At 61.2% G+C, this 19,763-nt stretch carries 22 protein-coding genes; 7 read left to right on the top strand and 15 right to left on the bottom strand.

Going from position 1 to position 19,763, the window contains the following annotated elements; all coding sequences use genetic code 11:
- Window positions 1–19: 19 nt before the first annotated feature.
- Entirely contained in the window at window positions 20–1,063 is a 1,044-nt protein-coding gene (locus ASG47_RS09770) for a LacI family DNA-binding transcriptional regulator (protein WP_061908533.1), read from the bottom strand.
- Window positions 1,064–1,195: 132 nt separating this feature from the next.
- Here ASG47_RS09770 and ASG47_RS09765 point away from each other — a divergent pair, with 132 nt between their 5' ends.
- Complete coding sequence (locus ASG47_RS09765) at window positions 1,196–2,206, top strand: aldose epimerase family protein (protein ID WP_061908532.1); 1,011 nt, start codon at window positions 1,196–1,198, stop codon at window positions 2,204–2,206.
- A gap of 127 nt (window positions 2,207–2,333) precedes the next feature.
- Window positions 2,334–3,035 carry a helix-turn-helix transcriptional regulator gene (locus tag ASG47_RS09760; protein ID WP_061908531.1) on the top strand — a complete coding sequence of 234 codons (702 nt, stop codon included), beginning with the start codon at window positions 2,334–2,336 and terminating at the stop codon, window positions 3,033–3,035.
- Window positions 3,036–3,086: 51 nt separating this feature from the next.
- On the opposite strand, the gene ASG47_RS09755 is transcribed toward ASG47_RS09760, so the two are convergent.
- The 3 genes from ASG47_RS09755 to ASG47_RS09745 are packed head-to-tail and all read right to left on the bottom strand — an operon-like array spanning window position 3,087 to window position 5,738.
- Window positions 3,087–3,539, bottom strand: coding sequence for an NUDIX domain-containing protein (locus ASG47_RS09755; RefSeq protein ID WP_061908530.1), 453 nt, complete (start codon window positions 3,537–3,539; stop codon window positions 3,087–3,089).
- A 31-nt stretch (window positions 3,540–3,570) separates the two neighbouring features.
- Window positions 3,571–4,215, bottom strand: coding sequence for a DUF1294 domain-containing protein (locus ASG47_RS09750; protein WP_061908529.1), 645 nt, complete (start codon window positions 4,213–4,215; stop codon window positions 3,571–3,573).
- A complete protein-coding gene (locus ASG47_RS09745) occupies window positions 4,212–5,738 on the bottom strand; it encodes a YifB family Mg chelatase-like AAA ATPase (protein WP_061908899.1) in 1,527 nt (508 codons plus the stop codon). Before ASG47_RS09745 ends, ASG47_RS09750 begins: the two co-directional genes overlap by 4 nt.
- Before the next feature lie 177 nt (window positions 5,739–5,915).
- Between ASG47_RS09745 and ASG47_RS09740 the strand changes: the two genes are divergently transcribed.
- Window positions 5,916–6,758 carry a GH25 family lysozyme gene (locus ASG47_RS09740; protein ID WP_061908528.1) on the top strand — a complete coding sequence of 281 codons (843 nt, stop codon included), beginning with the start codon at window positions 5,916–5,918 and terminating at the stop codon, window positions 6,756–6,758.
- On the opposite strand, the gene ASG47_RS09735 is transcribed toward ASG47_RS09740, so the two are convergent.
- The 6 genes from ASG47_RS09735 to rsmI form a co-directional block, all read right to left on the bottom strand.
- Window positions 6,751–7,389: a MarC family protein gene (locus tag ASG47_RS09735; protein ID WP_061908527.1), complete on the bottom strand. Its 639-nt coding sequence runs from the start codon at window positions 7,387–7,389 to the stop codon at window positions 6,751–6,753. The two genes, ASG47_RS09740 and ASG47_RS09735, sit on opposite strands and share 8 nt — an antisense overlap.
- Before the next feature lie 61 nt (window positions 7,390–7,450).
- Window positions 7,451–7,831, bottom strand: coding sequence for a helix-turn-helix domain-containing protein (locus ASG47_RS09730; protein WP_061908526.1), 381 nt, complete (start codon window positions 7,829–7,831; stop codon window positions 7,451–7,453).
- Window positions 7,832–7,840: 9 nt separating this feature from the next.
- The gene (locus ASG47_RS09725; protein ID WP_061908525.1) at window positions 7,841–8,086 is read right to left on the bottom strand and encodes a type II toxin-antitoxin system RelE family toxin; all 246 of its coding nucleotides are present in this window, start codon (window positions 8,084–8,086) and stop codon (window positions 7,841–7,843) included.
- A 49-nt stretch (window positions 8,087–8,135) separates the two neighbouring features.
- Window positions 8,136–9,080, bottom strand: a complete 945-nt coding sequence (gene gshB / locus ASG47_RS09720) for a glutathione synthase (RefSeq protein WP_061908524.1) — start codon at window positions 9,078–9,080, stop codon at window positions 8,136–8,138.
- Window positions 9,081–9,120: 40 nt separating this feature from the next.
- Window positions 9,121–9,507: a YraN family protein gene (locus ASG47_RS09715; RefSeq protein ID WP_061908523.1), complete on the bottom strand. Its 387-nt coding sequence runs from the start codon at window positions 9,505–9,507 to the stop codon at window positions 9,121–9,123.
- Window positions 9,476–10,360: a 16S rRNA (cytidine(1402)-2'-O)-methyltransferase gene (gene rsmI / locus ASG47_RS09710; RefSeq protein WP_061908522.1), complete on the bottom strand. Its 885-nt coding sequence runs from the start codon at window positions 10,358–10,360 to the stop codon at window positions 9,476–9,478. Before rsmI ends, ASG47_RS09715 begins: the two co-directional genes overlap by 32 nt.
- 86 nt (window positions 10,361–10,446) lie before the next feature.
- On the opposite strand from rsmI, the gene ASG47_RS09705 reads away from it, so the two are divergent.
- Window positions 10,447–11,688, top strand: coding sequence for a penicillin-binding protein activator (locus ASG47_RS09705; protein WP_061908521.1), 1,242 nt, complete (start codon window positions 10,447–10,449; stop codon window positions 11,686–11,688).
- A 141-nt stretch (window positions 11,689–11,829) separates the two neighbouring features.
- Here ASG47_RS09705 and hemW read toward each other — a convergent pair whose 3' ends face one another.
- The 3 genes from hemW to rph form a co-directional block, all read right to left on the bottom strand.
- Window positions 11,830–12,984 (bottom strand): radical SAM family heme chaperone HemW, encoded by a 1,155-nt coding sequence (gene hemW, locus ASG47_RS09700; RefSeq protein WP_061908520.1) that lies wholly within the window; start codon window positions 12,982–12,984, stop codon window positions 11,830–11,832.
- A gap of 168 nt (window positions 12,985–13,152) precedes the next feature.
- Window positions 13,153–13,797 (bottom strand): non-canonical purine NTP pyrophosphatase, encoded by a 645-nt coding sequence (locus ASG47_RS09695; RefSeq protein ID WP_061908519.1) that lies wholly within the window; start codon window positions 13,795–13,797, stop codon window positions 13,153–13,155.
- A gap of 202 nt (window positions 13,798–13,999) precedes the next feature.
- Window positions 14,000–14,716 carry a ribonuclease PH gene (gene rph, locus ASG47_RS09690; protein ID WP_061908518.1) on the bottom strand — a complete coding sequence of 239 codons (717 nt, stop codon included), beginning with the start codon at window positions 14,714–14,716 and terminating at the stop codon, window positions 14,000–14,002.
- Window positions 14,717–14,854: 138 nt separating this feature from the next.
- Between rph and hrcA the strand changes: the two genes are divergently transcribed.
- The gene (gene hrcA / locus ASG47_RS09685; RefSeq protein ID WP_061908517.1) at window positions 14,855–15,931 is read left to right on the top strand and encodes a heat-inducible transcriptional repressor HrcA; all 1,077 of its coding nucleotides are present in this window, start codon (window positions 14,855–14,857) and stop codon (window positions 15,929–15,931) included.
- A gap of 81 nt (window positions 15,932–16,012) precedes the next feature.
- Window positions 16,013–16,600 (top strand): nucleotide exchange factor GrpE, encoded by a 588-nt coding sequence (grpE, locus tag ASG47_RS09680; protein WP_061908516.1) that lies wholly within the window; start codon window positions 16,013–16,015, stop codon window positions 16,598–16,600.
- A 202-nt stretch (window positions 16,601–16,802) separates the two neighbouring features.
- Here the strand turns inward: grpE and ASG47_RS09675 are convergent, their stop codons facing one another.
- Entirely contained in the window at window positions 16,803–17,438 is a 636-nt protein-coding gene (locus ASG47_RS09675) for a nicotinamidase (RefSeq protein ID WP_061908515.1), read from the bottom strand.
- Entirely contained in the window at window positions 17,435–19,195 is a 1,761-nt protein-coding gene (locus tag ASG47_RS09670) for an aminodeoxychorismate synthase component I (protein WP_061908514.1), read from the bottom strand. The genes ASG47_RS09675 and ASG47_RS09670 overlap by 4 nt, the downstream gene beginning before the upstream one ends.
- 157 nt (window positions 19,196–19,352) lie before the next feature.
- Between ASG47_RS09670 and ASG47_RS09665 the strand changes: the two genes are divergently transcribed.
- Window positions 19,353–19,682: a hypothetical protein gene (locus ASG47_RS09665; RefSeq protein WP_061908513.1), complete on the top strand. Its 330-nt coding sequence runs from the start codon at window positions 19,353–19,355 to the stop codon at window positions 19,680–19,682.
- The last annotated feature ends 81 nt before the right edge of the window (window positions 19,683–19,763 follow it).

Below are 19,763 nucleotides of genomic sequence, written 5' to 3'. Positions count from 1 at the left end.
GCTTTTGGATGGCGGTGTCCTAACGCAGATTGTCGCGCAGGAAAATGCCAATTTCAATGGGGTCTGTGGCGATATGACGGCCAGCCCCCAAAGCCAGCGCACGCGCGGCGGTGATGGCTTCGCGAATTTCCCCGTCGGGGTTTTGGTCGAGGACTACGTCGATGGCGCCGGACATCAGGCCCGCACGTGTGGGAGCGCTGAGTTCATGCGCGATGACACGGGGGGATATTTTATTACCGACAGCCTCCAGGGCGGCAACCAAGCCCATATTGCCGGCACCTAGATTGTAGATGCCAGAGAGATCAGGATAGTCGGAGAGAAGCTTAGCCACCAAAGCTTGGGTTTCAACGCGTTCATCATGGCCTTCCAGCGGGCCGACGAGGTGGAGGGCGGGAAAATCGCGGGCCAAAACCTCGCGAAAGCCGTCAAGCCGATCAAGATGGTCGCGGAGGTGGAGCGAACCGGCAATGACGGCGACCTTACCGCCTTGGGGCAGGAAGCGGCCGAGAAGGGAGGCAGCAGTGCGGCCCGCGGCGACGTTGTCGACGCCGATAAAGTGTTTTCTGGCGGAGCCGGGGAGATCGGAGACCAGCGTCATGACCGCGATGCCGCGGCGGGTGGCGGAATCGACGGCGGCGAGAATTTCGGGCTCTTCGCTGGTGACGATGACGGCGCAGTCGCAATCCCTAGGGTCGAGCGCATCGAGGCCTGCAGCGAGCGAGCCTGCATCGAGGGCGCGGATGCGGCGAGTGCTGAGGTGCATGCGATCGGAAAGGGCCGGCATGCTGCGGCGCGCGACGGCCTCGGCGAGGCTATCCATGAATTCGTTGGAGCCATCTGGGATGAAGAAAACGACCTTCAAATCCCGGGCGCGCGCCATGAGCGAGGCATTGAGATCGCGGGAAAAGCCGAGGCGGACGATGGCCTCTTCGACCTTTTCGGCTGTGGCGGCGCGCACGCCGGAGCGGCCATTGAGGACGCGATCGACCGTTGCAAGCGACACGCCCGCGGCCTTGGCGACGTCATGAACCGTTGCTCTGCGCCGCGTCGCCTCCTCGTTCACATTGTCCCCGCATTCTTGATTTTGCTTTAGGGACCACAGTTCGCGGGGCGGCCGAAAAGGTCAAGTGCGGCGTTGCCGCAAGGAACCGAAAAGGCTAAACCTCCGCGCCAAAAGACTTTGAGGGGATATGCCATGGGCATCGACGTTTCGACATTCGGCGAACATCAGGGCCAGCGCGTCGACCAGTTCAAGCTGGTCAGCGATACCGGTGTGACTGTCGAGATTATCGGCTATGGCGTGGCCGTGCGCGATTGGCGCGTCCCTGTCGCCGGTGGTGAGCGCGGCGTCGTCCTGGGGTTTGAAACGCTCGAGCATTATGTCGAGCACAGCCCGCATTTTGGTGCCTTGGCCGGTCGCGTCGCCAACCGCATCAAGGGCGCGAGCTTTGAGATCGACGGGGTCACCTACAAGCTGCCGCCCAATGCCGGTGAATTGCAGCTTCACGGCGGGGCCGAGGGCCTTGGCCGGCAGGTGTGGACCGGCCAAGTCGACAATGCCAACAATGCCGTGCGCTTCACCCATTTTTCGCCTGATGGCGCCATGGGTTATCCCGGCAATGTCAATTTCTCGGCGACCTATAGCCTCCGCGGTAATACCCTTCATCTGGAGCTCGCGGCGACGACCGATCGCGCCACCCCGATCAGCCTCGTGCAGCACCAATATTTCAATCTTGGCACGGCCGACACGGTGCTCGACCATACCATCCAGATCAATTCGAGTGCTTATACCGAGCTGGGCGACGATCTCGCGCCGACCGGCGCGATCCTGCCATCCAAGGGCACGATCTATGATCTGCGCCAGCCGCGCACCATGCGCGATGCCAATGGCGCGCCGGTCGATTATGACATGGGCCTTGTGCTCGATACGGGTCGCAAGCATGCCGACCCCATCGCGACTGTGGTATCGCCGGACAAGGATCTTACCCTCAAAATCTGGTCGGATCGCCCGGGCGTGCAGGTCTATAATGGCGTTTGGACCGGTATTCCGGTGCCCGGGCTTGGCGGCAAAACCTATCAGAAGCATGCCGGCTTCTGCCTTGAAGATCAGTGCTTTGCCGATGCCGTGCATAATCCGCATTTCCCCAATGTCTTCCACTCACCCGAGCGGCCCTATAGCCATTGGTGCGATATCGAGATCGCTTGATTTCTGGGCTGTTTGCAGCGTTGACCGGACCTGAGGAGGCCGCCATGGGGCGGCCTTTTCTTTTGCCGCTAGTGGATTTCTGCGCCAGAATCTGCCATCCCGTTCTATCTCTGTTCACGAGGGCGTCATGGACAAGACCGAGCGACTTTTTGCCATCATGGATGCGCTGCGGCGGCATCGGCGGCCGGTGACCGCAGCGGCTTTGGCCGAGGAACAGGGCGTTTCCGTTCGCACGCTTTATCGCGATATCCAGACGCTGATCGGGCTCGGAGCGCCAATCGATGGCGAGGCGGGAATTGGCTACATGCTCAAACCCGGCTTTTTTCTGCCGCCGCTGATGTTTTCGGCCGAAGAGCTCGAGGCGCTGGTGCTGGGCGCGCGTTGGGTCGGGACGCAGCCCGATGATGGCTTGAGCGCCGCGGCGCAAAATGCGCTCGCCAAGATCGCCACCGCATCGCCGGAAGATCTGCGCGATCGGATCAGCGACACTGCGCTTTGGCCGATGGCGCAATGGGGCGGGCGCAAGCCTATTCCCGTGCTCGGAGAGATTCGCCTCGCCATGCGACAGGAGCGGGCGGTGACCATCGACTATCAGGACGAGCAGGGGCGGGCGACGTCGCGCACGCTTTGGCCGGTGGGTCTCGCCTTTTACGAGGGCAAACAGACCATCGCCGCCTGGTGTCTATTGCGGCAGAATTTCCGCAATTTTCGCACGGACCGCATCGTCAATCTGGTCGTGACCGATGAGCGCTATGGCAAGCGCCGCTCCGTGCTCGAACGCGAATGGCGCGACAGCTGGGTAAATGATCGCCGCAATGACGACACGTAACGCTTTGGATTCACGTGAAACACGGCAGCCGTAAAGGCAAGTCGCTGCGAGCTAGAAAATAGACTGGCGCAGCGGAAGTTTTATCGGCGTGGGAAAGCCTGTTGTACGGTCGGTCCAGAAACGATCGCGGAGCATTTCCGGAAAGACATGGCCCTTGGGGAGGTCATGCTGCCCGAACCAACCGGCTTCGCTAATGCTCTCGCCCAAGGCGGGATTGGCGGTGATATCGATCTCACCGGAAATGAAGCGCGCGAGAAACCAGAATTTCACCACCCGGCCCCAGCCATCGACCAACTCGTCGATATAAGCAAGATTTTGCGCCATGACGCGGAGGCCGGTTTCTTCGAAAGCCTCGCGTTCTGCGGCTTGCCAGAGTTCTTCGCTGCCTTCGACGCCGCCCCCGGGGCCAGCCCAGAAATCATGCTTGCCAGCGCGATAGTGACGAACGAGGAGAATTTTGTCGTCGCGCATGGCCAGAACGCCGGCCGAAATGCGATGGCGCATAAAAATCTCCTCAAACTCTGCTTCACGTGAATCACTGACCCATCAATACAGCATGAAGCGTCGCGGGTAGTGCTTCGAGTTTGATTTCGCCAAGGGCAAGTCCAGCGAGCAGCGCAAGATGGACGAAACCGATCATGAGTGTCGCAAACATAAAGCGCGTTTTGCGCGTCTTGTGCCGGAAAATTGCCTGGCCCAGGAGGCCGCCAATGATGCCAAAGGCAAGATCGAGACCATGCAAAGTGGCTTCGCTGACCCGCCAGGCTTGCGCTTCCGCCGCGCGCTTATCCAGCCAATAAACGAAAAATGTCAGCACGCCGCCGGCGGCGTAGGGCAGGAGCAGGAAGCCGGCAAGTGGGTCATGCCAGATGAGATAGGCCAAGAGGCCCAGCAGACTCAGCGCAAGGATAAGCTGCCAATCGAGCTCGCGCCTGATTTGGCTCCGGCGCGCTTGCGGCGTAACCGGATTGGCACCTGCAATGGTGACGGAGCGTGCCTCAAGCTGTTGTTTCTCGCCCTTCTTCGCAGCGAAATAGACCACGTCGCCGACGCGCGGGCGTGTTGCGATCCGCATGATGGATGAAATATGGACGAAGTAGCGCTGGCCATCATCGCCCGCGATGAAGCCAAAGCCACGCGCATCATTCCAGTGAACCAGTTCACCGCGAAGATTGCTCACGCAGCACCGAAATTGAGACGATAGCTTAAGGCTTCCGCGATGTGCGGACGCGCGACTTTTTCGGAATTGGCCAGGTCGGCCAAAGTGCGGGCAACCTTGAGAACGCGATGATAGGCGCGCGCGGAAAGATTGTAGCGCTCAGCCGCCATGAGCAGCAGCGTTTGACTATCGCGGTCGGGCTCGACGAGTTTTTCGATCAGCGTTGAACTGGCGGCCGCATTGGTCAACACCTCTGGCGCGCCGACCGCTTTGTAGCGCTCGCGCTGACGCACGCGAGCCATGGCTACGCGCTGGGCAACGACAGACGACGGCTCAGCGGTGGGAGCAGAGCCGATCATATCCGTCGCGGAGACGGCTGGAACGTCGATGCGGATGTCGATGCGATCAAGAAATGGCCCGGAAATGCGCGACTGATAATCGGCGGCGCAGGCGTCGCCGCGCTTGCAGGTGTGGCCGGGTGTGCCGGCCATGCCGCATTTGCAGGGGTTCATGGCGGCGATGAGCTGGAAGCGGCTCGGGTAAGTGACGCGGGCATTGGCACGGGCAATGACCATTTCACCGCTTTCGAGCGGTTGGCGGAGACTATCGAGGACACTGGGCGCGAATTCGGGCAGCTCATCGAGAAACAGGACGCCGTTGTGGGCAAGGCTCGCTTCACCCGGCCGCACTTTTAGGCCACCGCCAACCAGCGCGGCCATCGAAGCCGAATGATGCGGGGCGCGGAACGGACGCCGATCGGACAGGGCGCCACCCGCCAGTTCGCCAGCGATCGACTGGATCATCGAGATATCGAGCAATTCGCGCGGCTCAAGCGGCGGCAGGATCGATGGCAATCGCGCCGCCAGCATAGATTTGCCGGCGCCGGGCGGACCAACAAGAAGAAGATTATGACCGCCAGCGGCCGCAACTTCGAGCGCCCGGCGCGCCACGGCCTGACCCCGGACATCGGCCAGGTCGGGCATTGTGCCAGCATCGATCAGGCGCTGCACCGGACGCGGCCGGGCCTGCAATTGCCGGCCGACGAGATGATTGGCAAGGGAGAGAAGACTATCAGCCGCGACAATATCGATGTCGTCATTGGCCCAGGCTGCCTCGGGGCCAGATGCCGTTGGGCAGATGATGCCCAATCCGCGGGCCGTGGCGGCAATGGCGGCAGGAAGAACGCCGCCCACATGGGCCAGACGGCCATCAAGCCCCAGTTCACCAAGCACCAGATAGCGATCGAGCGCATCCTGCGGGATAGCGCCGATGGCAGCCATCAGGCCCAGAGCGATGGGGAGATCATAGTGGCTGCCTTCCTTGGGCAGATCGGCCGGGGCGAGATTGACCGTGATGCGTTTGGGCGGCAGGCCGAGGCCAGAGGCGACAAGCGCGGCGCGAACGCGCTCGCTCGATTCCTTGACTGCCTTATCGGGCAGGCCAACCATCAGAAACTTGGAAAGACCGGGCGCGATTTGCACCTGAACATCGACCGGCACCGCCTCGATGCCGTTAAAGGCGACTGTGGCAACACGCGTAACCATGAACAAGGCCCCCACCTCAAGCAACGCTAACAGAAGAACCGCGTCAGTCAAGAACGGAGAGCGAACAGAAGATGGCTCGTTAACCATGTTCACTGCCACATTGGTTACCCTAAACGTCCATTAACCCCGACATGTTGAATCAAAGGCTCTGATTGTCTTTCTAAGTCGAGTGTGTTGATGGCCCGCGCCTTTCGTTTGCCCGCCTCTGTTTCCGCTCTGTTGCGCCACGCTGTGATGGGCCTGACAGTAGCAGCATTGGCAGCTTGCGCGACCGGCGGCGGGCTTTATGGCGCCATTCCGGGAGATAATCGGCCCCATGCCGGTGTCGATCGCGCCCGCGGCATGCCGGTGCAGGGCATCGACGTCGCGCGCTATCAGGAAAATATCGATTTCGACCGGGCACGCGCGGGCGGCACCCACTTCGTCTTCATGAAGGCGACGGAAGGGAAGGACTATGTCGATCCCAATTTCCGCACCAATTGGGAGCGGGCGCGCAATGCCGGCATGCCGCGCGGCGCATATCACTTCATGACCTGGTGTTCGCTGGCTTCGGAGCAGGCCAATTGGTTCGTGCAGAACGTGCCGGCCGATCCAAGCGCCCTGCCACCCGTGCTCGACCTCGAATGGAACAATCATTCAAGCTGCACGGTAAAGCCGAGCAAGGCCGATGCGCTCGAAAAAATCCGGCTCATGCTCGATGTGATGGAGCGCCATACCGGCAAGCTGCCGATCATCTATACCGACATGAACTTCCACCGCGATATCCTCGCCGGCGAATATTTTCCGAACACGTTTTGGCTGCGCTCGACCGCTGCCGAGCCGCATGAGCGCTACGAAAACCGAACCTGGACTTTTTGGCAATATACCCAGACGGGAGTCGTGCCTGGGGTCAAGGGCGAGGTCGACCGGAACGTCTTTTACGGCTCGACCAATGACTGGTTGATGTTCCTGTCCACAGGTTGCGATCCGCGCGCCATCTCGGCACTGGCGCCGACCGGCCGTTGCCAATTCGTCAAGTAACGGCGCCGAGGAGGCCCGAAGCCTTGATGCCGTCGAAGACGAACTGCACAGCGAGAGCCGCAAGCAGGATGCCGACGACGCGGGAGACCACGGAAAGACCGGTGAGTCCCAGGAGGCGCTGGATTGGAATAGCGACGAGCAGGGTGAGCCAGGCCAGCGCCAGGATGACGATGATTGCGGCGATGACGAGCCAGAATTCGGCCTGAGATTCGGCGCCAGTCGTCAGCAGAATGACGGCGCTGATAGCGCCGGGGCCGGCCAGAAGCGGCATGGCGAGCGGGAACACCGAAATATCGTGGGCCTGACGGGCTTCAACCTCTTCCTCGTCGGTCGTGCCTGTGCCGCCCGAATGGCGCGCGAAAACCATGTCGATGGCGATGAGGAGTAGGAGGACGCCGCCCGCGGTGCGAAGCGCCGGAATGGTGATGCCGAAGACATCAAGGATCAGATTGCCGAGGAAGGCGAAGAACAACAGGATCAACAGCGCGATGACGACGCCACGGGTCGCAAAGGTGCGGCGTTGCGCGGGCGTATTGTCCTTCGTCAGCGCGGCGAAGATGAAGGCAATATCGGCAACGCCGACAGTCGCGAACAGCGTCGCAAAGGCGACGAGAAAAGCCGAAGTATCCATGGATCGCCCCGCAAACCCCAAACCTTAGCACTAGGGGATTTGGCGGGGGAGGCCAAGAGGGCTAGGCGGCGAGCCAACTCATGGGCAGGTCAAGTGCCTCGGCAATACGTGCGGCCTCATCTCGAGAAAACAGGCGATCGCCGGCTTCGATTTGAGTGAGGACCATGCCGTCAATTCCAGTAGCAACCGCAAGATCAGTGACGTCTAAGCCACGCCATTTTCGGAATGCGCAGAGACGGCTCTCTCCGGCAAGAATTTCGGCGCTGACTGAAGCGGGAAGGATATCTTCCGACCGGAGAGCGGCGCGCGCGGCAGCAAAAGCTGCTGCGTCGGCCCCATCTTCAAAAGCATCGTCACGATCAGCCAGAAGTGCTTCATACTCTGCCCGAGACATGACCACCATTTCCTCGCCAGTGGGCGTAGTAATAATCTGGACACCCATCAGAGCCTCCTATCGATAGGTGGTCGTTTCTCGCTTGCCGATCTGGACCGCCAAAATTGTCAGGCGGTCTTCGTCGAAAAGCACACGGTACCGGCCAATTCGAAGGCGAAAGCCCGATTGACCCTGCAGAGCCTTAATATCACCTCTGCCTGTCATGGCGTAAAGATCAAGCCCGTGGGAAATCTGCTCGCGCGCGAACAAAGGCAGCGCATCCAGTTCTTTTGCCGCCTGCGCAGTCAGAATGATGGTTTTCATCGTGACCTCCTGATCGCAGACGACACTAAAGAGGAATGGTTGTTGGCCCTTACACCATGCGCCGCTTTTCGATCGCGTCCCAGATCATCACAGCGATGTCCGGCCCACCAAAACGTTTGATTTCGCGGATGCCGGTGGGGGAGGTGACGTTGATTTCGGTGAGGTAGTCGCCGATGACGTCGATGCCGACAAAGATCATGTCGCGCTCTTTGAGCGCAGGGGCGATGGCGGCGCAGATTTCTTTTTCGCGCTCGGTCAGGGGCGACAGTTCGGGGCGGCCGCCGACATGCATGTTGGAACGAGCTTCGCCATCGGCAGGAATGCGGTTGAGACCGGCGACGGGCTCGCCGTCGATGATGATGATGCGCTTGTCGCCCTTGCGGACGTCGGGCAGGTACTTCTGGATCATGAAGGGTTCGGGATAGTTGATCTCGAACAGTTCGATGAGGGACGCCAAGTTATGGTCGCCTTCCTGGAGGAAGAAGACGCCGGCGCCGCCATTGCCGTAGAGCGGCTTGACGATGATGTTGCCATGCTCCTTGCGGAAGGCGTGGATTTCGGCGCGATCGCGCGTCACCAGCGTTGGCGGCATCAGTTCGGGGAAATCCGTCACCAGGATTTTTTCCGGCGCATTGCGCACCGCGGCGGGCGGATTGACCACCAGCGTCTTGGGGTGCAGCCGCTCAAGGATGTGGCTGATGGTGATATAGTTCATGTTGAAGGGCGGATCCTGGCGCATCAGGATCACGTCCTGAGTTGCGAGATCCAAGCGCTTGGCTTCGCCGAGGGTAAAATGCTGGCCCTTTTCGGCGTCGGTCACCGTGATCGGCTGGACGAGAGCGGTGACGACGTTGTCGCGAAGCGACAGGGTGTCAGCCGTATAATGCAGCAATTCATGGCCGCGGGCCTGGGCCTCAAGCATCATGGCGAAGGTGGAATCGCCGCGTGGATTGATGGTGGAGACGTGGTCCATCTGGACGGCGACTTTGAGCATTTTTATCTCTTTGATTTGCGGGACCACACAAGAACCGTGGTCAACCGTCAGCATCGAACGCGTTGATGAGATGGCGCGGCCAGCGGCCGTTCGCAAGGAAAATTACATCGAAGCGGTAGGTCTTTTCAGCCTCGCGGGGGTGGCGCGAAAGCCAATGCTCAGCGGCGCGGACGATGCGCGATGTGTTCACCGCCTCTAACGCGTCAGCTTCCAGAGTATGGTTCGCGCGGGTTTTCACCTCGACGAATGCGATGGTGCCACGGCGCTCGACGACCAGATCGATTTCTCCGACCGGAGTTTTGTAGCGGCGGTGACGGATGCGGTAGAGTTTTAGTTGCAGGAAAAGCGCGGCTAGAGCTTCGCCGCGCTGGCCATCGCGTTCGGCGATTTGCCTTTTATTGCTGGGCCTTAAGCGCGAGGGCGGCATCGTAAACCTCCTTGCGTTTGAGCCCATAGCGGGCAGCGATTTCATCAACGGCCGAGCGCATGGGCTGGTCGGCCATGGCGGCCAAGAGGTCTGCTTGCCAGTCCTCTGCAGCAGGCGCGCTGGGTTCGGCAGCGCCTGCGACGACGATGACGGCTTCGCCTTTGGTTTCTTCGCCAGCGAACTTTTCGGCCAGCTCGGCAAGCGTCCCGCGAAAGGTGCGCTCGAAACGTTTTGTTAGTTCGAGGCTGACGGAAGCTTGGCGGTCGCCGAAGACTTCGGCCATGGCGGCGAGGGCATCGTCGAGGCGGCGGGGGCTTTCGTAGAAAACCAGTGTTTCACGTGAATCCACATAGCTTTTCAAGGCGTTAGCGCGGGCGCCCGCTTTGGGCGGCAGGAAGCCGTGGAAGGCGAAGGCGTCGGTGGGGAGGCCGGCGACGACGAGTGAGGACAAAAGGGCGGAGGCACCAGGGATGGGAAAGACGGGGAGATTGGCTTCGGCCAAGGCGCGGATGAGGGGAAAGCCGGGGTCGGACAGGAGGGGGGTGCCGGCATCGGAAATCAGCGCGATGGCCTGACCGCCGGCGATGCGTGAGACGATTTCCTCGGCGCGAGCACGCTCGTTATGTTCATGTAATGCCTGGCGTTTTCCGCGAATGCCGTAGTGATCGAGGAGTTTTGCCGAGGTGCGGGTGTCTTCGCAAAGGACCAGATCAGCGGCCGCGAGGGTTTCCAAAGCGCGGATGGTGATGTCGCGGAGATTGCCGATGGGGGTCGAGACGACATAGAGGCCGGGGGCGAGCGGCGGGGCGGCGAAGGCATTGCCGGCAATGAAATATTCGGCTGGTCGATCCATTATGCTCGCGGCTCCCCGGGGTTGAGACTTGCTTAACGAAATGGGGCGAGTTTGTTAACACTTGGGGAGCGTTTCGAGCATCATTCATGCGTTGGCGTTACGATTGGGGCAATTGGGGTCGCGGCGCGCTGGCTTTTGCGCTCGGCGCGCTTTTGACATCCTGTTCGCCGGGGACGTTTCAGATCGGGTCGCGAACGATCGGCTGGGGCAATCCGCCCTCCAATGTCGCAACGGCGCCGAGCATACCGGGGCCCAACCAGCAGATGCCGCAGTCGGGCGGCGAGAGTTTTGGGCGCGGTCCGGTCAGGGTTGCGCTGCTCTTGCCGCTCTCGGGTGACCCGTCGCTGGCCGAACTTGGTAAGTCGCTGGCCAATGCGTCCAAACTGGCCATGGCGTTCATTGAAGCCAATCCCAACATTGCCGAGAATACGAAGATCACCTTGCGCGATACGGGCGACAGCGCGGCGGGGGCGGCGGCGGCGGCCAATGCGGCGGTGCAGGGTGGAGCGAAACTGATCCTTGGGCCACTCAAGGGCGATCAGGTGGCGGCAGCGGGCGGTGTCGCGCGGTCGGCGGGTGTTCCGCTAATCGGCTTTGCCAACAATCCGGCGCTGGCGGGGCAAGGGGTTTATCTTCTCTCCGTGCTGCCTGACGCCGAGATGAAGCGCGGCCTTACCTATGTCATGGCGCAGGGCAGGCGCGGCATCGCGGGCGCGTTCCCTGCGACGCCTTACGGCGAAGCACTCGCCACCGCGTTTCGGCAGCAGGCGGTTGCGGCGGGATTCAATGCGCCCGCGGTTTATACCTTTTCCGCAGCGAGCGAGGCCGCGCAGATCGTGGCGCAGGCCAAGCAGCAGATCGATCGTGGCATGATCGACACGCTGTTTTTGCCTGAACGGACGAGCGCACCGGCCTTTGCGACAGCGCTCGCGAGCGCCGGTGTGACGGGGGATGCGGTGCAGATCGTTGGCTCGGCGGATTGGGCAGGCGACCCGACTATTCTTGCGACGCCGGGATTGGTGGGAGCGATTTATCCGGCGGTCGACGAAGCGGGATTTACGGCGATATCAGGCGAGTATCAGAACCGGTTTGGGACACGGCCGCATCCAATGGCGACCATTGTTTATACGGCGACGATCCTTGCCAATGTGAACACGCTCTCTATGGCGACGCCGCCCTATAATCCGGGGCTTCTTACAAGCGCATCCGGGTTCAATGGGCGGGATGGGCAATTCCGGTTCTTGGCCAATGGGCGGGCGGAATATGCGCTGGTGGTGAAGAAGATTGGGGGCGGTGGGGCGACGACCGTGGATGGGGCGAAGTTTTAGGATGCCTGGGAAAGGCCCCTCACCCGGCCTTTGGCCGACCTCTCCCCCAAAGGGAGAGGTGTCGCTCCGTGACTTAGGCAACTCCCACCTCTCCCTACGGGGGAGAGGTCGACGGCAAAGCCGGCGGGTGAGGGGGCCTTTTTACGCGGCCAAATCCGCGACTACGGCATCGAGCACCGGAAAACCTTTTTCGGTCACGCGGATATTGCCGTTGGGGAGGGTTTCCACAAACCCATAGCCCTTGAGCGCTTCGATCTGTTTTTCGGCGATGGTGCGGCCGGAGATCGACATGAAGCGGGTGGGCGAGATGCCTTCCTTGAGACGGAGGCCCATGACGAGGTATTCGTCGCCCTGCTCTTCCCAGGTGAGGACATCGTCGGTGGTCATGCCGTGGCCGAACTCGTTGACGAGTTTGAGCCAGTCGAAGGGCATTTTTTCGGCGGCGGTGGCGTGGCGCTGGTGGTTGAGCAGCAGGCGGCCATGGGCGCCAGGGCCGATGCCGGCATATTCGCCATAACGCCAATAGAGCATGTTGTGGCGCGATTCCTGGCCGGGTACGGCGTGATTGGAAATTTCGTAGGCCGGCATGCCAGCGGCAGCCGTCAATTCCTGAGTCAGCTCATAAAAGTCGGCGCCGAGATCTTCGCTGGGCATCTGCAGCTTGCCGGCATTGAAGAGATCGAAGTAGCGCGTGCCCTGCTCGATGGTGAGCTGGTAAAGGCTCAAGTGGCCCTTGGCGAGCCAGATGGCTTCTTTCAGCTCGTCTTCCCAATCTTCAAGCGTCTGCTTGGGGCGGGCATAGATCAGGTCAAAGCTGGAACGCTCGAATACCGATTGCGCGATGCGTACGGCAGCGACGGCTTCTTCGACGGTGTGCCGGCGGCCCAATTCGGCCAGCGGCCCAGGGCGCAGCGACTGGACGCCGAGCGAAACGCGATTGATGCCGGCCGTTCTAAACCCGCGAAAGCGGTCGACCTCGACCGAAGTCGGGTTGGCTTCGAGGGTGATCTCGGCATTGCTATCGACCTGCCAATGGGCGGCGATGGTATCGAGAATGCTGCCCACGGCCTTTGGCGACATCAGCGATGGGGTGCCACCGCCGAAGAAAATCGACTGGACGAGACGGCCGGGGGAAAGGCTCGCCATATGGGCGATCTCTTTCTTGTAGCCTTCGACATAGGCGTCTTCATCGAACGGCCCGCGATGGACGTGCGAATTGAAATCGCAATAGGGGCATTTTGAGGCGCAGAAGGGCCAGTGGACATAGACGCCGAACAGGTCGTTGGGATTGCTCATGCTGATCGACTCGCGTGCTGTGGGCTCGCCAAAAACTCTGCGCTTCCCTCGGGCCTGACCCGAGGGTCTATCGAGGCAAGGGTTGCACCCAGGGGGATGCGGTGAATGGCCCTCGGGTCAAGCCCGAGGGAAGCCCGGAGCGTAGGGAAAGATTGGGCGGGAGAGCGGTTAGCTCTGCTCAATCTGGTTCTCCACGAATTGAGCGAAGGCGCGGGCGCGGTGGCTGAGGCCTTTTTCGCCGGGAGCCCAGGAGTGTTTGGCTTCGGCGGCCATTTCGCCAAAGGTGATATCAAAACCTTCGGGCTGGAACATGGGGTCGTAGCCATGGCCGATCGTGCCGCGAGGCGGCCAGACCAAGGTGCCATCGCAGCGGCCGACAAAGATCATGTCGCGGCCATCGGGATGGGCGAGACAGAGCGTGGCATTGAAGGACGCGGTGCGCTGCCCGGGCGTCGTCGCGCCCTTTTGCTGCAATTCGGTTTCGACGCGCTGCATGGCGAAATTGAAATCGCGCGGCACGCCGGCCCAATCGGCGGTGTAGACGCCGGGCTGGCCATCAAGCGCATCGACGCAGAGGCCGCTATCGTCGGAAAGGGCGAGCATATTGGCGCCCTTGGCCGAATCATGAGCCTTGGTGCGGGCGTTTTCGGCAAAGGTGGTGCCGGTTTCTTCGGGCTCAGGCAGACCGAGTTCACCGGCGGAAATCAGTTCGAGACCGAAGGGCGCAAAAAGCTCCTGGAATTCTTTCAGCTTGCCGGCATTGTGCGTGGCAAGCACGAGACGATCGCCGCGGCGGAGTTTTGGAATGGTCATTTGGACTCCAGGGCGCGTTGAATGTCGTTCCAGATGGCGCAGTTTCCGGCCTCGAAAGCCCCCTCACCGACCCGGCTTTGCCGGGCCACCTCTCCCCGAGAGGGAGAGGAATAAGAGGCGGATGCCGATCTGTTCTTCTCCCCCTCGGGGAGAAGGTGGCCCGAAGGGCCGGATGAGGGGGACTTTCTAAAGAGCGAAAAAATCATGCGGAAAGCGCCGCCTTCTGCAGTTCGGAGAGTTCAGAAATGCCCTTGTCGGCAAGGGTCGTGAGCGCGTCGAGTTCGGCGCGGTCGAAGGGGGCACCTTCGGCGGTGCCCTGGATTTCGACGAATTTGCCCGAGCCAGTCATGACGAAATTGGCGTCGGTTTCGGCTTCGACGTCTTCGAGATAATCGAGATCGAGAAGCGGGGTGCCGCGATAGATGCCGCAGGACACGGCGGCGACGGAATCTTTCAGAACCACGCCTTTGGTGAGCTTGCGCTCTTCGAGCCATTTAATGGCATCGGCCAAGGCGATATAGGCGCCGGTGATCGAGGCGGTGCGGGTGCCGCCATCGGCTTCGAGCACATCGCAATCAAGCGTGATCTGGGATTCGCCCAAGGCGGTTAGATCGACGACGGCGCGGAGCGAGCGGCCGATGAGGCGCTGAATTTCCTGCGTGCGGCCGGTTTGCTTACCGGCGGTGGCTTCGCGACGCGTGCGTGTGCCGGTGGCGCGGGGCAGCATGCCGTATTCGGCGGTGACCCAGCCCTGGCCCTTGCCGCGCAGCCAGCCGGGGAGGCTCGTTTCGACGGAAGCCGTGACCAGAACCTTAGTATTGCCGAAGGCAACGAGGCACGAACCTTCAGCCTTGAGGGATACGTTACGCTCGATAGTGACAGCCCGCATCTGATCGGGGGCGCGTCCGGATGGCCGCATGGATAGGCATCTCTTCTGCTGTTTACCGCCTCTTAACCCTCCTTAAGGCCCGGAACAAGCACCGGACGCTTGGCGGTTGGCTCCTATGCGCTTAAATGAAGGGCAAGGTTAAAGCGACGATTTGAACTAAAAGAGCCCATGGTCCGCCCGTCCGACGATTTTCTCAATGTTTTGAACGATCGGAGCCAGGACATTTTCCGCCGGTTGGTGGAGCGTTATCTCGATACCGGCTTGCCGGTCGGGTCGCGCGATCTCTCGCGCTTGCTGCAAACGGAGCTCTCTCCCGCCTCGGTGCGCAATGTGATGGCGGATCTCGAAGACCTTGGCCTGATCGCAGCGCCGCATACTTCGGCAGGGCGGCAGCCGACGCAGCAGGGCTTGCGATTCTTCGTTGATTCCATGCTTGAAGTCGGCGCCGTCAACGAGAGCGAAAAACGCAGCATCGCCCAGCATATCGAGGGACCAGCAGGGCGGCGGCAGGTCGATGATCTGCTCACCGAAGCCAGTTCACTGCTGTCGGGGCTGAGCCAGGGCGCGGGCCTCGTGATCGCTACCAAGGCCGATATGGTGCTGCGGCATGTGGAATTCGTGCGGCTCGATAATTCACGGGCCATGGCTGTGCTGGTCGGCGACGATGGGCAGGTGGAAAACCGCATCCTTGACCTGCCGCCGGGATTTACGGCTTCGGCGCTGCAGCAGGCGAGCAATTATTTAGCCAACTATGTTGTCGGACGGACGCTGGCGGAGGCGCGCAAGGCGCTCGACGAGCGGCGGAGCGAGCAGCGCGCCGAGCTCGATGAGCTGACACAAAAGCTCGTCGACGATGGGATTGCGACGCTGGTGCAGGATTCTCCCGCCTCGGCGCCGCGGGTGATCGTGCGCGGGCGTGCCAACTTGCTCAATGATGCCATGGCGAGCGATGAACTCGAACGCATGCGGCGGCTGTTCGATGAGCTCGAAAGTAAGGATGGCTTGCTGGAGCTTTTGGGCGACGCGGAAAAGGCGCAGGGGGTCCGCATTTTCATCGGGTCGGAAAACAAGCTGTTTTCGCTCTCGGGGTCTTCGGTGATTCTTTCGCCCTATAAGGATGCCAATGATAAGGTTGTTGGTGTTTTGGGGGTGATTGGGCCGACGCGGCTCAACTATGCGCGGATCGTGCCGGTGGTGGATTATACGGCGAATGTGCTCACCAGGCTGATGGCGCGGAAGCGGTAGAGAAGCGTTGCGCTATTGAAAAAGCCGTCGCATTGGCCGATATGCGGGGCAGAAAATTATAAACAGGTCCACGGAGATATTATGAGCGACGAGAACGCCGCCCAGGGCGACACGCCGGAGACCGAAATTCCGGCAACCGAAACCCCAGAGGTCGATCCCGTCGAGGCTCTGCTGGCGGAAAATGCCGAATTGAAGGATCGCGTGCTGCGCTCTGCGGCCGAGATGGAAAATCTGCGCAAGCGCACCGAGCGCGATGTGGCTGACACCCGCTCCTACGCGATTGCCGGCTTTGCCCGCGACATGCTGAGCGCGACCGACGCGCTGAGCCGCGCGCTGCTGGTGATCCCGCAGGAAACGCGCGAGACGGCGGAAGGCACGCTGAAGAGCCTCATTGAAGGGTTGGAGCTGGCCGAGCGCGAGATGCAGCGGCTGCTCGGAAAGCATGGCGTCAAGGCAATCGAGGCGGCGGGCCAGAAGTTCGATCCGAACAAGCATCAGGCCATGTTCGAAGTGCCGAATCCGAGCGTGCCTGAGGGTACGGTTGTGCAGGTGGTGCAGGAGGGTTTTGCCATCGGCGAGCGCGTGCTGCGTCCGGCCATGGTGGGCGTAGCCAAGGGCGGCGGGGCTACTGGGGCCGCAGCGCCTGAGGGTGTCGATAAGAACGTTTAGTTTTTGGGTTTTTGGGCTCGGTGGTGACACCGGGCCCTTTTTGCTTTGTGGGGAGATCCCCCTCATCCGGCGCGTTGCGCCACCTTCTCCCCGAGAGGGAGAAGAATGGGCCGGCGCCTGCTAAGGCGAGGTGCCTCTTATTCCTCTCCCCCTCGGGGAGAGGTGGCTCGGCAAAGCCGAGTCGGTGAGGGGGATGCTGAGGCTAGCCCAAAATTTCTCTGCTCATGATGCGGTCGACGCCGGCCTCTTTCAAATCCTCCCAAGCCTTTTCCAGCGAACCATTGGAATCGATGGCCCGCGTTGCATCCTCTATGACGGTCACATCAAAACCACCCGCTGCCCCATCGAGGGCGGTCCAGGCGACGCAGAAATCGGTGGCGAGGCCGACGACGAAGAGGCGGCCGGTGTCGCGTTCGTTGAGATAGCCGGCGAGGCCCGTGGGGGTTTCGCGGTCGGCTTCCTGGAAGCCGGAATAGGAATCGATGGCGCGATTGTAGCCCTTGCGGATGATCAGCTGCGCGTGGGGGATATCGAGATCGGCGGAGAGTTCGGCGCCGTGGGTCGCCCAGACGCAATGGTCGGGCCAGAGGACTTGCGTACCATAGTCGAGATCGACGGTGTCGAAGGGCGCCTTGCCGTTGTGCTGGCTGGCAAAGGAAATGTGATCGGCCGAGTGCCAATCCTGAGTGAGGACGACATTGGTGAACTTTTTGGCCAGCGCATTGATCAGAGGCACGATTTCATCGCCGCCGGCGACGGCGAGATTGCCGCCCGGCAGGAAATCATATTGCACGTCGACGACGACGAGGACGTCTTCGGGGGTGATGGTGATCGTCATGACGGCTCCGGTTCATAAAGTTCGGCGGGGATCAGGCCGCGCACGGAATTGCCGAGGAAGATTGCATCGGCAGACTGCAAATCGGCAAGGGTGAGAATGGCTTCTTCGGCGCGGCCGGTCTCGATCAGTTCGGCGCGGAGGGTGCCGGGGAGGAGGCCGGATGACAGGGCGGGAGTGAGGAGCTTTTCGCCGCGCTGGATGAAAAGGTTGGTGATCGAGCCTTCGGTCAGCTCGCAGCGCTCGTTGAGGAAGAGGACTTCGTCGACGCCGTGTTCGTCATGCGCTTTGATGCGGGGCTGGTCGTAAAAGGCGCGGTTGGTGGTTTTGTGAGCGAGCCAAACAGAGCGCGAATCGAGGGGTTCTGCCGCAATGAGAAAGCGGAATTTTTCGGGGTTTGGCGGCAGGGGAACCGCCGTTATCTCGATGCCGGTTTCAGAAAGGGTGAGGCGGACGCGCATGGGGGCGGTCCAGGCTTGGCTTTCGGCCAGAAGACGCGTGGTGGCTGCGGCGCCATCGGCGGGGAGGCCAAAGTAGGCAGCGGAAGAGAGGAAACGGGCGATGTGGCGGCCCAGGAGGACAAAGCCTTCGGCTGGCGACCATTTGATAGTTTCGATCAGGGTGACCGGTGGGGCGGGATCGCTGAGGAAGCGCAATTTTAAGAGGGCCTCGTTGTATTCGGACTGCGCTTCGCTATCCGCGACGATGCCGCCGCCGATGCCGATGGTGCCATTGCCCTTGGCGTCGATGATGGCCGTGCGGATGGCGACGTTGAAGGCGAAGGTGCCGTTCGGGGCCATGTAGCCGATAGAGCCAGTGTAGAGGTCGCGGGGGCTGCTCTCGACTTCGTGGATGATTTCCATGGCGCGCAGTTTTGGGGCGCCGGTGATCGAGCCACAGGGGAAGAGGTTTTTTATGACATCCAGCATGGTGACGCCTCGGCGCCGCTTGGCGGTGATGCCCGAGGTCATGGTGTGGAGGGTGGAATAGGTTTCGACCGTAAAGAGGTCCGTCACCTCGACAGAGCCGATTTCGGATATGCGGCCGAGATCGTTGCGGAGGAGGTCGACGATCATCAGGTTTTCGGCGCGGTTCTTTTCGTCGCAGGCGAGGGCGGTACGGTCCGCTGCGTCCTGAGAGGCCAGGGGCGCACGAGGCATGGTGCCCTTCATCGGTCGGGCGGAAAGTACGTCGCCAGTGCCCGATACAAAAAGCTCAGGCGAGCGGGAAAGGACGTGATGATCACCCGCATGGATATAGGCGCCATAGGCGGTTTTTTGGGATTGGGCGAGGCGCCCGTAAAGGCCAAGGGGTGAGCCGCTTAGCGTAAAATCGGCCTTGAAGGTGAGATTGACCTGATAGGTATCGCCGGCCGCGATGTAGCTTTTTACGCGGTCGAAGGCGGATGCATAGTCGGCTAAGGATGTTTGCGGCGTGAGATCCTCAGCAGTTCCGTTCTCTGTGTCCGGGAGACCAGCAAAATCCCGTGGGCTGTCGTAGAGGCCAAACCAGAGAAGCGGCGTTTCGGTGCGCTCCGGCAGATGTTTTGCGAGGCGCTCTTCGAACAAAAATCCGAGCTCGTAGGCAAAGTAGCCCGCGGCCCATAGGCCTTTGCCGCGGGCCTCTTCCAGGCGCGCAAGGGCATCATGCGCCGTGGCCGCGTCATAGGCGACGAGCACCTCTTTGGGATCGGCAAAGAGAAAACTTTGGCCTTGGGGATCGAGATTGTTGTGCAACAGCACGGTGCCGGGCGTGAACATGGGCCGGGTTTTATATGGCGGCGGGGCAGCGCGGAAGAAGATTCACCCTAGCGCCAATCGCCACCAATCCCGCAGCAATCCCTCTTGGCGATTAAATTCGAAAGTGGCAGATAATGAGCGTCCGGGCGCGACGTGCGCCTGGTGTGAGGGCTTTTTCATGAAAACCGCAATTCTGGGCGCTGCCGTCGCCCTGACGCTCGCTGGCGCCTTGCCGGCTGCCGCGCAAAACGTCGAATTCACGCTGATCAATAACTCGTCGCAGTCGATCCATTTCTTCTACGCCTCGCCGGCAAACGAAGACCAGTGGGGCGACGACCTGCTCGGTGATACTGGCACGCTTGAATCCGGCATGCAGGCAACGACCTATATCTATGACGGGTCGGACCAGTGCGTTTACGACTTTCGCTTCGAAAGCGCCGAAGGCGGCGAGCTGGAAGCCCGCGGTGTCGATATCTGCAGCCTTGGCAGCTACACCATCACCGACTGATTTTTTCGGTCCCGCTTCAGCGCTGCCCCCAATGATTCGGGGCGGCGCCTTTTATCCACGGCAAGCCCATTTCTGCGCCTT

This window comes from Devosia sp. Leaf420, from assembly GCF_001425445.1.
Taxonomy (GTDB): Bacteria; Pseudomonadota; Alphaproteobacteria; order Rhizobiales; family Devosiaceae; genus Devosia.
This window is presented reverse-complemented; position numbering and strand designations above follow the sequence as displayed.

Coding starts and splice junctions, on each gene's coding strand:
- ASG47_RS09725 (WP_061908525.1), bottom strand. CDS start 8,086: ATGAAAACCATCATTCTGACTGCGCAGGCGGCAAAAGAACTGGATGCG.
- gshB (WP_061908524.1), bottom strand. CDS start 9,080: ATGCTCAAAGTCGCCGTCCAGATGGACCACGTCTCCACCATCAATCCA.
- ASG47_RS09670 (WP_061908514.1), bottom strand. CDS start 19,195: ATGTTCACGCCCGGCACCGTGCTGTTGCACAACAATCTCGATCCCCAA.
- hemW (WP_061908520.1), bottom strand. CDS start 12,984: ATGAGCAATCCCAACGACCTGTTCGGCGTCTATGTCCACTGGCCCTTC.
- ASG47_RS09705 (WP_061908521.1), top strand. CDS start 10,447: ATGCGTTGGCGTTACGATTGGGGCAATTGGGGTCGCGGCGCGCTGGCT.
- rsmI (WP_061908522.1), bottom strand. CDS start 10,360: ATGGATCGACCAGCCGAATATTTCATTGCCGGCAATGCCTTCGCCGCC.
- ASG47_RS09760 (WP_061908531.1), top strand. CDS start 2,334: ATGGACAAGACCGAGCGACTTTTTGCCATCATGGATGCGCTGCGGCGG.
- ASG47_RS09740 (WP_061908528.1), top strand. CDS start 5,916: ATGGCCCGCGCCTTTCGTTTGCCCGCCTCTGTTTCCGCTCTGTTGCGC.
- ASG47_RS09675 (WP_061908515.1), bottom strand. CDS start 17,438: ATGACGATCACCATCACCCCCGAAGACGTCCTCGTCGTCGTCGACGTG.
- ASG47_RS09665 (WP_061908513.1), top strand. CDS start 19,353: ATGAAAACCGCAATTCTGGGCGCTGCCGTCGCCCTGACGCTCGCTGGC.
- ASG47_RS09695 (WP_061908519.1), bottom strand. CDS start 13,797: ATGACCATTCCAAAACTCCGCCGCGGCGATCGTCTCGTGCTTGCCACG.
- rph (WP_061908518.1), bottom strand. CDS start 14,716: ATGCGGCCATCCGGACGCGCCCCCGATCAGATGCGGGCTGTCACTATC.
- ASG47_RS09765 (WP_061908532.1), top strand. CDS start 1,196: ATGGGCATCGACGTTTCGACATTCGGCGAACATCAGGGCCAGCGCGTC.
- hrcA (WP_061908517.1), top strand. CDS start 14,855: ATGGTCCGCCCGTCCGACGATTTTCTCAATGTTTTGAACGATCGGAGC.
- ASG47_RS09755 (WP_061908530.1), bottom strand. CDS start 3,539: ATGCGCCATCGCATTTCGGCCGGCGTTCTGGCCATGCGCGACGACAAA.
- ASG47_RS09730 (WP_061908526.1), bottom strand. CDS start 7,831: ATGGGTGTCCAGATTATTACTACGCCCACTGGCGAGGAAATGGTGGTC.
- ASG47_RS09735 (WP_061908527.1), bottom strand. CDS start 7,389: ATGGATACTTCGGCTTTTCTCGTCGCCTTTGCGACGCTGTTCGCGACT.
- ASG47_RS09715 (WP_061908523.1), bottom strand. CDS start 9,507: ATGCCGCCCTCGCGCTTAAGGCCCAGCAATAAAAGGCAAATCGCCGAA.
- grpE (WP_061908516.1), top strand. CDS start 16,013: ATGAGCGACGAGAACGCCGCCCAGGGCGACACGCCGGAGACCGAAATT.
- ASG47_RS09745 (WP_061908899.1), bottom strand. CDS start 5,738: ATGGTTACGCGTGTTGCCACAGTCGCCTTTAACGGCATCGAGGCGGTG.